General features: G+C 59.7%; 14 protein-coding genes. 2 read left to right on the top strand and 12 right to left on the bottom strand.

Translation table 11 applies throughout. From position 1 onward, the window contains the following. Positions 1-8 precede the first annotated feature (8 nt). From ACTJK9_RS19755 to ACTJK9_RS19730, 6 genes are all read right to left on the bottom strand, one after another. Entirely contained in the window at positions 9-617 is a 609-nt protein-coding gene (locus ACTJK9_RS19755) for a phage baseplate assembly protein V (RefSeq protein WP_440815605.1), read from the bottom strand. A gap of 3 nt (positions 618-620) precedes the next feature. Beyond that, positions 621-1,142 (bottom strand): hypothetical protein, encoded by a 522-nt coding sequence (locus tag ACTJK9_RS19750; RefSeq protein ID WP_221398819.1) that lies wholly within the window; start codon positions 1,140-1,142, stop codon positions 621-623. A gap of 73 nt (positions 1,143-1,215) precedes the next feature. Then, positions 1,216-1,554: a phage holin family protein gene (locus ACTJK9_RS19745; protein ID WP_221398818.1), complete on the bottom strand. Its 339-nt coding sequence runs from the start codon at positions 1,552-1,554 to the stop codon at positions 1,216-1,218. 94 nt (positions 1,555-1,648) lie between these two features. Beyond that, positions 1,649-2,230: a DUF642 domain-containing protein gene (locus ACTJK9_RS19740; RefSeq protein ID WP_085612304.1), complete on the bottom strand. Its 582-nt coding sequence runs from the start codon at positions 2,228-2,230 to the stop codon at positions 1,649-1,651. 7 nt (positions 2,231-2,237) lie between these two features. Further along, on the bottom strand, positions 2,238-2,420 hold the full coding sequence (locus ACTJK9_RS19735) for a Com family DNA-binding transcriptional regulator (protein ID WP_085612399.1): 183 nt from the start codon (positions 2,418-2,420) through the stop codon (positions 2,238-2,240). A 532-nt stretch (positions 2,421-2,952) separates the two neighbouring features. Further along, positions 2,953-3,687 carry a LexA family transcriptional regulator gene (locus tag ACTJK9_RS19730; protein ID WP_085612303.1) on the bottom strand — a complete coding sequence of 245 codons (735 nt, stop codon included), beginning with the start codon at positions 3,685-3,687 and terminating at the stop codon, positions 2,953-2,955. A gap of 210 nt (positions 3,688-3,897) precedes the next feature. Between ACTJK9_RS19730 and mutS the strand changes: the two genes are divergently transcribed. Further along, positions 3,898-6,480 carry a DNA mismatch repair protein MutS gene (mutS, locus tag ACTJK9_RS19725; protein ID WP_440815598.1) on the top strand — a complete coding sequence of 861 codons (2,583 nt, stop codon included), beginning with the start codon at positions 3,898-3,900 and terminating at the stop codon, positions 6,478-6,480. A 163-nt stretch (positions 6,481-6,643) separates the two neighbouring features. After that, positions 6,644-6,967, top strand: coding sequence for a ferredoxin FdxA (fdxA, locus tag ACTJK9_RS19720; protein WP_007908827.1), 324 nt, complete (start codon positions 6,644-6,646; stop codon positions 6,965-6,967). 489 nt (positions 6,968-7,456) lie between these two features. On the opposite strand, the gene rpoS is transcribed toward fdxA, so the two are convergent. The 6 genes from rpoS to ispF form a co-directional block, all read right to left on the bottom strand. Further along, positions 7,457-8,464 carry an RNA polymerase sigma factor RpoS gene (gene rpoS / locus ACTJK9_RS19715; protein ID WP_007954831.1) on the bottom strand — a complete coding sequence of 336 codons (1,008 nt, stop codon included), beginning with the start codon at positions 8,462-8,464 and terminating at the stop codon, positions 7,457-7,459. A gap of 106 nt (positions 8,465-8,570) precedes the next feature. Continuing rightward, a complete protein-coding gene (locus ACTJK9_RS19710; RefSeq protein WP_440815596.1) occupies positions 8,571-9,452 on the bottom strand; it encodes a peptidoglycan DD-metalloendopeptidase family protein in 882 nt (293 codons plus the stop codon). A 211-nt stretch (positions 9,453-9,663) separates the two neighbouring features. Next, positions 9,664-10,299 (bottom strand): protein-L-isoaspartate(D-aspartate) O-methyltransferase, encoded by a 636-nt coding sequence (locus ACTJK9_RS19705; protein ID WP_170844894.1) that lies wholly within the window; start codon positions 10,297-10,299, stop codon positions 9,664-9,666. 41 nt (positions 10,300-10,340) lie between these two features. Next, on the bottom strand, positions 10,341-11,090 hold the full coding sequence (gene surE, locus ACTJK9_RS19700) for a 5'/3'-nucleotidase SurE (protein WP_085612300.1): 750 nt from the start codon (positions 11,088-11,090) through the stop codon (positions 10,341-10,343). Continuing rightward, positions 11,078-12,136 carry a tRNA pseudouridine(13) synthase TruD gene (gene truD / locus ACTJK9_RS19695; RefSeq protein ID WP_011332702.1) on the bottom strand — a complete coding sequence of 353 codons (1,059 nt, stop codon included), beginning with the start codon at positions 12,134-12,136 and terminating at the stop codon, positions 11,078-11,080. Before truD ends, surE begins: the two co-directional genes overlap by 13 nt. Continuing rightward, positions 12,133-12,606, bottom strand: coding sequence for a 2-C-methyl-D-erythritol 2,4-cyclodiphosphate synthase (ispF, locus tag ACTJK9_RS19690; RefSeq protein ID WP_085612298.1), 474 nt, complete (start codon positions 12,604-12,606; stop codon positions 12,133-12,135). Before ispF ends, truD begins: the two co-directional genes overlap by 4 nt. Between the last annotated feature and the right edge of the window lie 15 nt (positions 12,607-12,621).

Below are 12,621 nucleotides of genomic sequence, written 5' to 3'. Positions count from 1 at the left end.
CTCTTGATTCAGGGGCTGATAACGCGGCCCTGGTGATCCACCAGCGGGCCGCTGAAGTGCACGCCCGAGGCGTCGATGGTCAGGCCGACCGCGCCCAGTTGCAGGTTGATCGCTTGCGGAGTCACTGCCAGCCGTGCCGGCCCGATGCTCAGCTCAAGAGCTTCGCGAGAACCGTTGAAGGCGGCCGGACCGTTTTGCCAATGCAGCGTGTGAGTGGCGTCGTCGTAGCCGCTTTCGCTGCCGTCCTGATGGACGCGACGGGTCAACGTCGGCACCGTCGAGGTCGGTGGAAAACGGTCACTGTTCAGGCCGAACAGCGCCACACTTTGCGCGCCGCTTTCACCGCTGCCGTAGTTGAACAGCAGACACTGTTCGCCCACCGTCGGGATCCGCGACTCGCTCTGCGCGCCGGCACTGGGGTTGAAGAACTTGATGGCGGGTGTCAGCAATCCACCGTGGCTGACTCGGCAGGTGTTGCTCGCCGCATCGACCTCCTGACAGATGCCGATGCGGCAATAACTCTCGGCGCGCCGGTGCAGGTCTTCGATCTCCGCTTCCATCTCGGCCAGGCGCTCGATGATCGGGCCCAGTTGCATTCGCAGTAATGCGTCGAACATCGATCAGGCCTCCAGCGAGGTGTATTGGTCGGGATCGTCGATGTCGCTGACTTCCCAGGTGCGGGCGAATTTCGGTGTACCGAGCGGGTCGTCGAGCAAGGTCGGGCCCAGGTAAAGGGTCTGGTTGAACGACAGCGTCCAGGCTTTGCTCGGCTGATCGGCGCGGACGAGCAATGACGGCATTCCATCGATGTTCATCGGCAGATCGCATTGATCGCCGGGCAAGCCCCAGCGGTTGTCGGTGATCAGGTTCTTCAGCGCGGCGATCAGATCACAGGCGGCAAATGCCGTGGCGGACAGCGCCGGAATGACTTGCAACGACAGCGTCAGCACATGGGCAATGCGCCCATTGGCGGCGCGCTCTCCCGGTGCATTTCGCTCGATGTCGATCAACACCCAGGCCTTGTCGCCGGGGGCCGTGAAGTCATCGTGATTGCCGACCTGCACGTTCAGCTCGGAGCTGTTGCGCAAGGCTGTCGCCATCGCCGTGAACAGCTGCGAAGGCTGCTGGATCGGTGTGGGCATGCTTGACCTCCTTTTCTGATGTCCACGCGAAGTCCCGCCGCACGGCGTGCAGCGAGACAGGAAAGTGAAGGGGTTACTGCGGGTCGCGCGGAGGAACTTCGCAGACGCCGATACGCTTGGCAGCCCAACGTTCGTAAAGGCCGATAGCGACGTCGGCACCGGCCATTGCCGTCAGGCAACCAAATGCCCCGGCAGCCCAGATCGACATGCCGGCGGCGTACAGCAGCATGATCGCCGAGACGCCGCAGATCATGCAGGCGCCGGAACGCAGGGCCAGGCGCCGCAGCAGTGACCAGCCACGGGCGCCCTCCTTGTCGGCGCGCCACATTTCGCCGGACACCCCGCCCACGACGGCAAGGAGGATGACCAGCCAGATCGGCATGTCTGCCAACGCTTGTTGCTCGCTTGTCATGTCACGCCTCCTTGAAAGTTTGATGTGTTATGTATTTTGGTTTCAAACGATGTCTCGGAAAGCGGACACTCAAGGAGTGCCCGCCGGCTATCCCTTAAAGAGGTACTACGCTGACCTTGTCAATGAACGCGAAATGAGCATTGGGATTCTGCTCGTTCCAGAAGCTCAGGGTCGTTTGCGAAGTAGTGGCGGTGAAGTCCAGGGTTCTTGTTTCCCATACGGTTGCATCACCTATCGCCACAGGCGTGTCGAAGCTTGTGGTTTGTCCGGCTACCTTGACGTTGATGACACCATTGCCGGTGCGATTCACATACTTCGAGTTACCGGCGCTGAAAGTCAGGCGATACTTTGCGCCCACGACGGTGTTGATGTTTTGCTGAATTCCGCCGCCGTTTTCGTAAACATAGTTGGCAAGATCAACCGCCATTGCGCCGTCCGCAGCAACCGAACTGCCGATGGCGGCGCGGACATTAATGTACTCGACACCGGACAGGAACGTTGTCCAGCCGTTGATGAAGTCAGCCTGAGCGGGTGTATTCAAGATGCAGTCGTTAGCGCAGCCAGGAGTTTCAAAGCTTCCATTGACAACCAGTTCGGCCGCAAAGGCGGAACCGCTGGCAGCCAGCAGCGTCAGGGACAACAGCATCGAACCCAGATGAGTTTTGATCGATTTCATTTTTTACCTATAGAGTCGGATAGTCTTGTGCACTTGATGTGCTCATGTCGCTCACAGGCGATCGCTCGAGGCTCGCGGCCTTCACATGATTCAATGTTCCGCAGCGGGAACATTTGATCTGGAGTTCTGTGTACTCACCCACCCGGGCGAGCAGTCGTTTGCAATGGCCACAGCGGCATTCTTTCAACATCTGCAAGTCCTTTTGATTCTCCGCCTGACTGGGTTTATGTCGTGAAGCTCCGTTGAAGCGGCCTGCGTCAGGCAGGCATTCCAAAAAGCCCGGCATTTCGCCGGGCTTTTCAGTAATGCGCTCCTTCGCCTTCCTTCAATCCTGTGTACGTGAAGGAAGCTGACTTTTCGGCGCTACTGGCGCGGTACGAGTCCATTCAAATTGTTTTTCCGACCGCGGTCCCTGCCCGCCGGATAACTGCTTCTGGTGCTTTACGCTGCACACCCGGGTCAGTTGCCAACCCTCTGAACCGTTGAGGCCGGTTCATCGCTGCCTGTTCTTGTGGAACTAAAGAGCTGTTGTTGCCAGCCGCTTTGTCGAGCGGCTTGGTGGCAAGAATATGCATTGATGCATATACAGTCAATGCGCAAATGCATTTATTTATGCACTGGAAATGCGCGAATGCATGAAAGCCCCGCCATTCAAGGGTTGGCCGGTTTTCTACAGGCGAAAAAAAACCCGCCGAGGCGGGTTTTGTCAGAAAGGAATCAGGTTACCGGGCGTACATGCCCCACCAGAAGACGTGACCGAGGATGACGATCTGCTCTTCCTGCATGTCCTGGAAGCTGTAGTCCTCGTCCGGATGCTCATCGCGATTGAAGCTGCGCAGGCGGATACCGGTGGGCAGGCGATAAAGCTGCTTCACCCGCAGTTGACCGTTGTGGTTGATCGCATAAAGGTCGCCATCAATGATGTCGCCAATCCCGCATTTTCCCGCGTTGACCCCAACCGTGGCACCGTCGCGCAGCACCGGCAACATGCTGTTGCCCCGTACCGTCACGCATTTGGCCTGATCGAACTGCACACCGTTATGGCGCAGGCTGCGCTTGCCGAAGCGCAGGCTCGAGCGCTCGCTCTCTTCGATGACGAATCTTCCTGATCCAGCAGCCAATTCAACCTCGCGAAGAAAGGGTACCGACACCTCGTCGTCATCGACGGGGGTGTCGTCGTCCCACAGGCTTATGTCCTTGAGTTCGGAATGCAACTCGTCGCGTCCGCCGTTGCTGGCGGGCGCAACATCCGCGCGCCCGCGCAACTGATCGGTGCTCACGGCAAAGTACTCGGCGATCTTCGAGATGTGTTTATCCGAAGGATCGACGATCTTCCCGCTGAGAATCCGCGAGAGCGTGGATTGAGGCACGCCGGTGCGACGGTGAAGCTCCGTGGGGGAGATCCCGTGCTGGTCGAGCAGTGCTCTTAAGACGGTAGATACGTTGCGTTTTTGCATAACGCGCATAGTGCTTGAAGTTTTTCGCGAAGACAAATGCTGATTTGCATAAATCGTGCATAGTCGAGCTTTTTGCGCCATATAGCTGTCACCCGGCCGCGATGCCTGCGTCCGACAGACCGCCCATGGTAACCTTGCGCCCATCGCGGAAAAGCCCGGCCACTGCCGCGCTTTTGCCCCACACCTTCCAACGAGTTACCTGACAATCCGATGAATAAAGCCGTCTCCGACCTGTCCTCCCACACTCCGATGATGCAGCAGTACTGGCGCCTGAAAAATCAGCACCCGGACCAGCTGATGTTCTACCGCATGGGCGACTTCTACGAGATCTTCTACGAAGACGCGAAGAAGGCAGCCAAGTTGCTGGACATCACCCTGACCGCGCGCGGGCAGTCGGCGGGTCAGGCGATTCCGATGTGCGGGATTCCGTATCACGCGGCGGAAGGCTACCTGGCGAAACTGGTCAAGCTCGGCGAGTCGGTGGTGATCTGCGAGCAGGTTGGCGACCCGGCCACCAGCAAGGGGCCGGTGGAGCGCCAAGTGGTGCGAATCATTACCCCCGGTACGGTCAGCGACGAGGCGTTGCTGGATGAGCGTCGCGATAACCTGATCGCGGCGGTGCTGGGCGACGAGCGCCTGTTCGGCCTGGCGGTGCTGGACATCACCAGCGGCAACTTCACCGTGCTGGAGATCAAGGGCTGGGAAAACCTGCTGGCGGAGCTGGAACGGGTCAACCCGGTCGAATTGCTGATCCCGGATGACTGGCCGAAGGATCTGCCGGCGGAAAAGCGCCGTGGCGTTCGTCGCCGCGCGCCGTGGGATTTCGAACGTGACTCGGCGCTGAAAAGTCTCTGCCAGCAATTCTCCACCCAGGACCTCAAAGGCTTCGGTTGCGAAACCCTGACCCTGGCGATCGGCGCCGCCGGTTGCCTGCTGGCGTATGCCAAGGAAACCCAGCGCACCGCCCTGCCCCATCTGCGCAGCCTGCGTCATGAACGGCTGGACGACACCGTGGTGCTGGACGGCGCCAGCCGCCGTAACCTGGAACTCGACACCAACCTGGCCGGTGGCCGCGACAACACCCTGCAATCGGTGGTCGACCGTTGCCAGACCGCCATGGGCAGCCGCTTGCTGACCCGCTGGCTCAACCGTCCGCTGCGCGATCTGACCGTGCTGCTGGCTCGCCAGACCTCGATCACTTGTCTGCTCGACCGCTATCGCTTTGAAAACCTGCAGCCGCAGCTCAAGGAAATCGGCGACATCGAGCGGATTCTGGCGCGGATCGGCCTGCGCAATGCCCGCCCTCGCGACCTCGCCCGCCTGCGTGATGCACTCGGCGCGTTGCCTGAACTGCAAGTGGCAATGGCTGACCTGGAAGCGCCACACCTGCAACGCCTGGCGACCACCACCAGCACGTACCCGGAACTGGCCGCGCTGCTGGCAAAAGCCATCATCGACAACCCGCCGGCGGTGATCCGCGACGGCGGCGTGCTGAAAACCGGTTACGACAGCGAGCTCGACGAGCTGCAGTCGCTGAGCGAAAACGCCGGCCAGTTCCTGATTGATCTGGAAGCCCGGGAAAAGGCCCGCACCGGCCTCGCCAACCTGAAAGTCGGCTACAACCGCATCCACGGTTACTTCATCGAACTGCCGAGCAAACAGGCCGAGTCGGCGCCCGCAGATTACATTCGCCGTCAGACCCTCAAAGGTGCCGAGCGCTTCATCACGCCAGAGCTGAAAGAGTTCGAAGACAAGGCACTGTCGGCCAAGAGCCGTGCCCTGGCCCGCGAGAAGATGCTTTATGAAGCATTGCTGGAAGATCTGATCAGCCAGTTGCCCCCATTGCAGGACACCGCCTCGGCTCTCGCCGAACTGGACGTGCTGAGCAACCTCGCCGAACGTGCGCTGAATCTCGACCTGAATTGCCCGACGTTCGTCAGCGAACCGTGCATGCGTATCACCCAGGGCCGTCACCCGGTGGTCGAGCAAGTGCTGACCACGCCGTTCGTGGCCAACGACCTGAGCTTGGATGACAACACCCGCATGCTGGTGATCACCGGCCCGAACATGGGCGGTAAATCCACCTATATGCGCCAGACTGCACTGATCGTGCTGTTGGCACATATCGGCAGTTTTGTGCCGGCAGCGAGTTGCGAACTGTCGCTGGTGGACCGGATCTTTACCCGGATCGGTTCCAGCGATGACCTCGCCGGTGGGCGTTCGACCTTCATGGTGGAAATGAGTGAGACCGCGAACATTCTGCATAACGCTACCGAGCGCAGCCTGGTACTGATGGACGAAGTTGGTCGCGGGACCAGCACCTTCGACGGCCTGTCCCTGGCCTGGGCAGCGGCTGAGCGTCTGGCGCAATTGCGGGCCTATACTCTGTTCGCGACACACTATTTCGAACTGACTGTGTTGCCGGAAGCCGAACCGCTGGTGGCCAACGTGCACCTCAATGCGACCGAACACAATGAACGCATCGTGTTCCTGCACCATGTGTTGCCAGGCCCGGCAAGCCAGAGTTACGGCCTCGCGGTCGCACAGCTGGCCGGTGTGCCAAGCGAAGTGATCGTGCGTGCTCGTGAGCACCTGAGCCGCCTGGAAGATACCGCGCTGCCACATGAGGCGCCAAAACCGGCCGTCAAGGGCAAACCGGCGACACCGCAGCAGAGCGACATGTTTGCCAGCCTCCCGCATCCGGTGCTGGATGAGTTGGCCAAGCTCGATCTGGATGACGTAACACCGCGTCGCGCACTCGAAATGCTCTATGCACTAAAGAACCGGATCTAAGCACCGACGAACCGGATATAACGCAAACGGCTTCAAGCTGTTAGAATCTCGCGCGGTTCGGGATGCTGCTGGCTAATAGCCTGGCTGGCAGACATCGCTCCCGAACCTGGCGACCCCAACCGTGAAGGGGCAACGCTGCCGCCGCCTGAGGAGAAAATTAGAAATGACCTTCGTCGTCACCGACAACTGCATCAAGTGCAAGTACACCGACTGCGTAGAAGTCTGTCCGGTGGACTGCTTTTACGAAGGCCCGAACTTCCTGGTGATTCACCCGGATGAGTGCATCGACTGCGCCCTGTGCGAACCGGAATGCCCGGCCGTGGCCATTTTCTCCGAGGACGAAGTTCCGGAAGAAATGCAGGAATTCATTCAGCTGAACGTTGAGCTGGCCGAAATCTGGCCGAACATCACCGAGAAGAAAGAATCGCTGCCGGATGCCGAAGAGTGGGATGGCGTCAAAGGCAAGATCAAAGACCTCGAACGCTGATCTGTCCCGCGTTCGAATGAAAAGGCCCCTCGCGGGCCTTTTTGTTTTTGCGGGTTTGGCTTTTCTCCAGGCAAAAAAAGGGGCGGTTTGACCCGCCCACATTTTTTCCCTATTCCCTGTGTTCCTTTTCATCGTCCTGATGAATCGCGTCCTGCGATGTCCATTCCCCTCGTCCTTGAAGGGCGTGTCTATCCGTCGACACAACCCAGATACTAAAGAGTTCCCCGCCGGGGGCAACTGGCCTCCAGCGTACGAACCTGTTGTCATAAGCCCTTAACATTAAAAAATAACCATATAAATCAATATTTTACTAATCATCGATGAACGCAATCGCCTTCGGCAGCAGTGTAAAAATAACGAACACTTACGATACAGTCAGCAAAGGCTTACAGCGCAAACCTACAAGGTGGGAGTACCTGCCGCTTTCAGCACACAAACAAAAAGCCCCGAACCAGTCGGGGCTTTCTGCATAGCGGTCAGGCGGGCGGCTTATTGAAACAGCGACTCGCTCGACAGGCCGTTTTTCTCGAGAATTTCCCGAAGGCGTTTGAGGCCTTCCACCTGGATCTGTCTCACCCGTTCCCGGGTCAGGCCGATCTCCAGGCCTACATCCTCCAGCGTGCTGCTCTCGTGACCGCGCAGGCCGAAGCGGCGTACCACCACTTCGCGTTGCTTGTCGGTCAGCTCCGAGAGCCATTGATCGATGCTCTGCGACAGGTCGTCATCCTGCAGCAGTTCGCACGGATCGGTCGGACGGTCATCCGTCAGGGTGTCGAGCAGGGTTTTATCCGAATCCGGACCCAGCGAGACGTCGACCGAAGAAACCCGCTCGTTCAGGCCCAGCATGCGCTTGACCTCGCCCACCGGTTTTTCCAGCAGGTTGGCAATTTCTTCGGGTGAAGGTTCGTGGTCGAGCTTTTGCGTCAGCTCCCGTGCAGCCCGCAGGTACACGTTGAGCTCCTTGACCACATGGATCGGCAACCGGATGGTCCGGGTCTGATTCATGATTGCGCGTTCGATGGTCTGACGGATCCACCAGGTCGCGTAGGTCGAGAAGCGGAAGCCGCGCTCGGGATCGAACTTTTCCACCGCGCGGATCAATCCGAGGTTGCCCTCTTCGATCAGATCCAGCAGCGACAGCCCCCGATTGACGTAACGCCGGGCGATTTTGACCACCAGCCGCAGGTTACTTTCGATCATGCGCTTGCGCCCGGCAGGATCGCCACTTTGCGACAAGCGCGCAAAATGAACTTCTTCTTCCGGGGAGAGCAGAGGGGAAAAGCCGATTTCGTTGAGGTACAGCTGCGTGGCATCAAGTGCCCGAGTGTAATCGATGTACTTATGTTGTTTAAGTGAAGCGGAGTGTTTGGATTTGGCACGAACGGAAGGTGGAGCAGCCCCTTCATCATTCGACATCGAATCCGAATCGATGCCGGTCTCCATCAGGAGAACCTCATCGTCGATGTCAAACTCCGGCACTTCTTTACTGAGAGCCATTGTTATAGTCCTTTGGTGAGTTCGACCCCAAGCTCAAGCGACGCCTTTATCCTTGGCAACGCTGGAGCCTGTCCCCTCTACGTGACGGAACAGGCTGGTCTGCAAATCAACGTCTTGGCAGGAACTGCAGCGGATCTACAGGTTTACCTTGTCGGCGAATCTCAAAATGCAGTTTCACCCGGTCTGTACCCGTTGACCCCATTTCGGCAATTGTCTGTCCGACCTTGACCTGCTGCCCCTCCCGTACCAACAGCCGACGGTTGTGTCCGTAAGCACTGACGTAGGTTTCGCTGTGTTTGATGATGACCAATTCGCCGTAGCCCCTTAAGCCACTCCCGGCGTATACCACCGTCCCATCAGACGCAGCTAAAACAGGCTGTCCCAAATCTCCGGCGATATCAATTCCTTTATTCAAACTACCGTTTGAAGAGAATTTTCCAATGAGAATGCCATTAGATGGCCATCCCCAGCCGGTCGGGGCCGGGCCCGGTGGAGGCAGTGGAGCGGGTGTTGGCTTGTTGGCGACGGACGGTACAACCGTCGTTGAAGCCGCGCCGGAACCCGTGGTTGTGGTGGTTGTCGTGCCATTTGCCTGGCGCCGGATAACCGTGGTTTTGCTGGACGAAGACGCTGAAGAACCGGAGTTGCTGACGACCGCCGTCGACGTTGAACCGGTACGGCCGTCGAAGCGAATCGTCTGACCCGGATGTATCGTGTATGGCGTAGGAATATTGTTCCGGGCGGCGAGGGCTTTGTAGTCCCAGCCGTAGCGAAAAGCGATGGAAAACAGGGTATCGCCCGGACGGACTACATACTGCCCGGTCGTCACGACCGGACGCTGGGCCACCGTATTGTTGCGATCGACGACCCGAACGTTGTTCGATTTTGTGCTGGAGCAACCGACCAGCAAGGTGCTCAAGACAAGGCCAGTCACCAGGCGCTGAAAGCTCGTGTTACCCATACGCTGCGCAATGACTGTGAGACTCACCCGCCGCTCCCTTTGTGGTGGCTGAAAAATGTGGAATACCGATTCCGGCATGAAACTTCGCAAGTATAACGGGCGCAACCGGCTTTACCTTTATAGAAGCGCTATCGCTCGGCGCACACGTTTGCTTGTAGACGATCCGTCCTGTTTAAACACTCGCTGCCGCTGTAAGACAGGCACGCTCGACAGGAATTCAGCAGCCTTGAACAAATGCTCAGGCCAGCGGCCCATTGAGCAATGGCACGAAACGCACCGCCCCGAGAACGTGTCGGGAGAAGCCGTTTTCTTCGCGCACGATCAGCATCAATTGCTGCACTTCACCGGAGCCGACCGGGATCACCATCCGCCCGCCTGGTGCCAGTTGATCAAGCAGAGCCTGAGGCACATCGGTCGCCACCGCCGTGACGATGATGCCGTTATACGGCGCCAGCGCCGGCCAGCCTTCCCAGCCATCGCCCCAGCGAAACACCACATTGCGCAGGTTGAGCTCGACCAGGCGCTCCTTGGCCCGATCCTGCAGCACCTTGATGCGCTCCACCGAGAACACCCGCTCGACCAGTTGCGACAGCACCGCCGTCTGGTAACCGGAACCGGTGCCGATCTCCAGCACCTTATCCAGCGGCCCGGCTTCCAGCAGCAGCTCGCTCATGCGCGCCACCATATAAGGCTGGGAAATGGTCTGGTTGTTGCCGATCGGCAGCGCGGTGTCCTCATAGGCCCGGTGCGCCAGCGCTTCATCGACGAACAGGTGCCGCGGGGTGCGACGGATCACTTCCAGCACGCTGGCGTTGGAAACGCCCTCTTCATACAGACGCTGGATCAGGCGCTCACGGGTTCGCTGGGACGTCATCCCGATGCCGCTGCGCAGCCTGTCGTCTTGTTCACGAGCCATTAATTGAGCCCCTCCAGCCAGCCGTCGAGACCTCTGAAGGCATCATTGAAGGTGCGATCGAGCTGCAACGGAGTGATGGATACGTAACCCTGCATCACCGCGTGGAAATCGGTGCCCGGCCCGCCGTCTTCCGCGTCACCTGCAGCAGCGATCCAGTAACCGGCCTTGCCGCGCGGGTCCACGACTTTCATCGGCGCCGCCGCACGGGCGCGATGGCCGAGACGGGTCAGTTGAATGCCGCGAATGTGATCGATCGGCAGATTCGGAATATTCACGTTCAATACCGTGCGCGGAGGCAGATCGAGCCCGGCATGGGCTTCGACCAGTTTGTGCGCAAAGTAGGCGGCCGTGGGCAGGTTGTCGACCTGCCGCGAAACCAGCGAGAAGGCAAACGACGGGCGCTCGAGAAAGCGGCCCTCGAGGGCGGCTGCCACGGTCCCGGAATACAGCACGTCATCACCCAGGTTGGCGCCCAGGTTGATCCCCGACACCACCATGTCCGGCTCACGTTCAAGCAAACCGTTGAGCCCCAGATGAACGCAGTCGGTCGGCGTACCATTGAGGCTGATAAAGCCGTTGGCCAGGTATTGCGGGTGCAATGGACGGTCGAGTGTCAGCGAACTGCTGGCACCGCTCTTGTCCTGTTCCGGGGCGATAACCACGCACTCGGTGTAATCCGCCAGCGCAGCATAAAGCGCGGCAAGACCGGGCGCAGTCACCCCATCGTCGTTAGAAATCAGAATACGCATGGGCTGTCCGTCTGCCCCACCGGCACCAGATCAACGAGTTCGCGCACCAATACGGTGGCGAAGCATCCGGCCGGGAGGACGAATTCCAGTTGCAGAATGTCAGGCTCGGGATAATGCCACGTCAACCCGCCAATGGGCAGCCGCAGGATGCGACGTTCGTGGCTCATACCGGCATTAATCAACCAATCGCGCAGATCCGCCTCGCGTGCGGCAATCCCCTGCTCCAGATCATGGACAACCCCGGCCGCCGGCGAGTCACCTTCGCCCCACTGCGGACCGGTCGGATGCAGGTCGAGAATCGCCAGGCGCGGGTCGCTGCACTCGGCCTCACCGGCCGGGAAAAAGCTGCGGCTATCGGTGAACGCCAGCAGATCGCCGACCTGGGCACGCTGCCAGGTGCCATCGGCGACCCGTGCTGCGAGCACCTGATTGAACAGAAAACTGCGCGCGGTCGACAGCAGGCGCGAGCGCACATTGCGCTGCTCCGGCAGTGCCTTGCGCGCGGCCCAGGAGCGGGCATCGACAACGTTGCCACCGTCATGGCCGAAACGCTGGGCGCCGAAGTAATTCGGGATGCCCTGTTTGGCGATCAGTTGCAGACGCTCGTCGATGGCGGCCTTGTCGCCATTGAACTGGGTCAGGCGCAACGTGAAACCGTTGGCCGAATGCGCACCGCGTTGCAGCTTGCGCTTGTGGCGAGTGGTCTTGAGGATTTTCAGCGTGTCGTTTTCCGCCGCCGACAGATCCGGATCGGCCTTGCCCGGCAATTGCACGCTGAACCACTGGCGGGTCAGCGCCTGACGGTCTTTCAGACCGGCGTAACTCACCGTGCGTAGCGGCACGCCGGCGGCCTTGGCGATACGGCGTGCGGCCTCTTCCGTATTCAGGCCGCGCTTCTCGACCCAGATCCACAGGTGCTCGCCGTCACCGCTGAACGGAATGTCGAGGACTTCATCGACCTGGAAATCTTCGGCGATGGCTTTCAGGACCGCGGTGCCGAGGGCATCGCCATAGGCCCGCGGGCCGAGCAGTTGCAGTTCGTTCATGCGCGCAGCAACAAGGCAACGGAATGCACGGCAATGCCTTCTTCGCGACCGACGAAGCCGAGCTTCTCGGTGGTGGTGGCTTTCACGTTCACTTGATCCGGTTCTACTTGCAGATCCGCGGCAATCAGCGCGCGCATCGATTCGATATGGGGGGCCATTTTCGGTGCCTGGGCCACGATGGTGTTGTCGACGTTGCCGACCTTCCAGCCTTTGGCGTGGATCAGACTGACCACATGGCGCAGCAGGACACGGCTGTCGGCACCCTTGAATTGCGGGTCGGTGTCCGGGAAATGCTTGCCGATATCACCCAGCGCCGCCGCGCCGAGCAAGGCGTCGCTCAAGGCGTGCAGCAGGACGTCACCGTCGGAGTGAGCGAGCAGCCCGAAGCGGTGTGCGATTCGCACGCCGCCCAGAGTAATGAAATCGCCTTCAGCGAAACGGTGCACATCATAGCCGTGGCCAATACGCATAAAAAAACGCCCCGA

It is taken from the genome of Pseudomonas sp. 22082, assembly GCF_052046055.1.
Taxonomy (GTDB): Bacteria; Pseudomonadota; Gammaproteobacteria; order Pseudomonadales; family Pseudomonadaceae; genus Aquipseudomonas; species Aquipseudomonas pharyngis.
The sequence above is the reverse complement of the archived record's forward strand: the minus strand, read 5'-3'. Positions and strand labels throughout refer to the sequence as shown.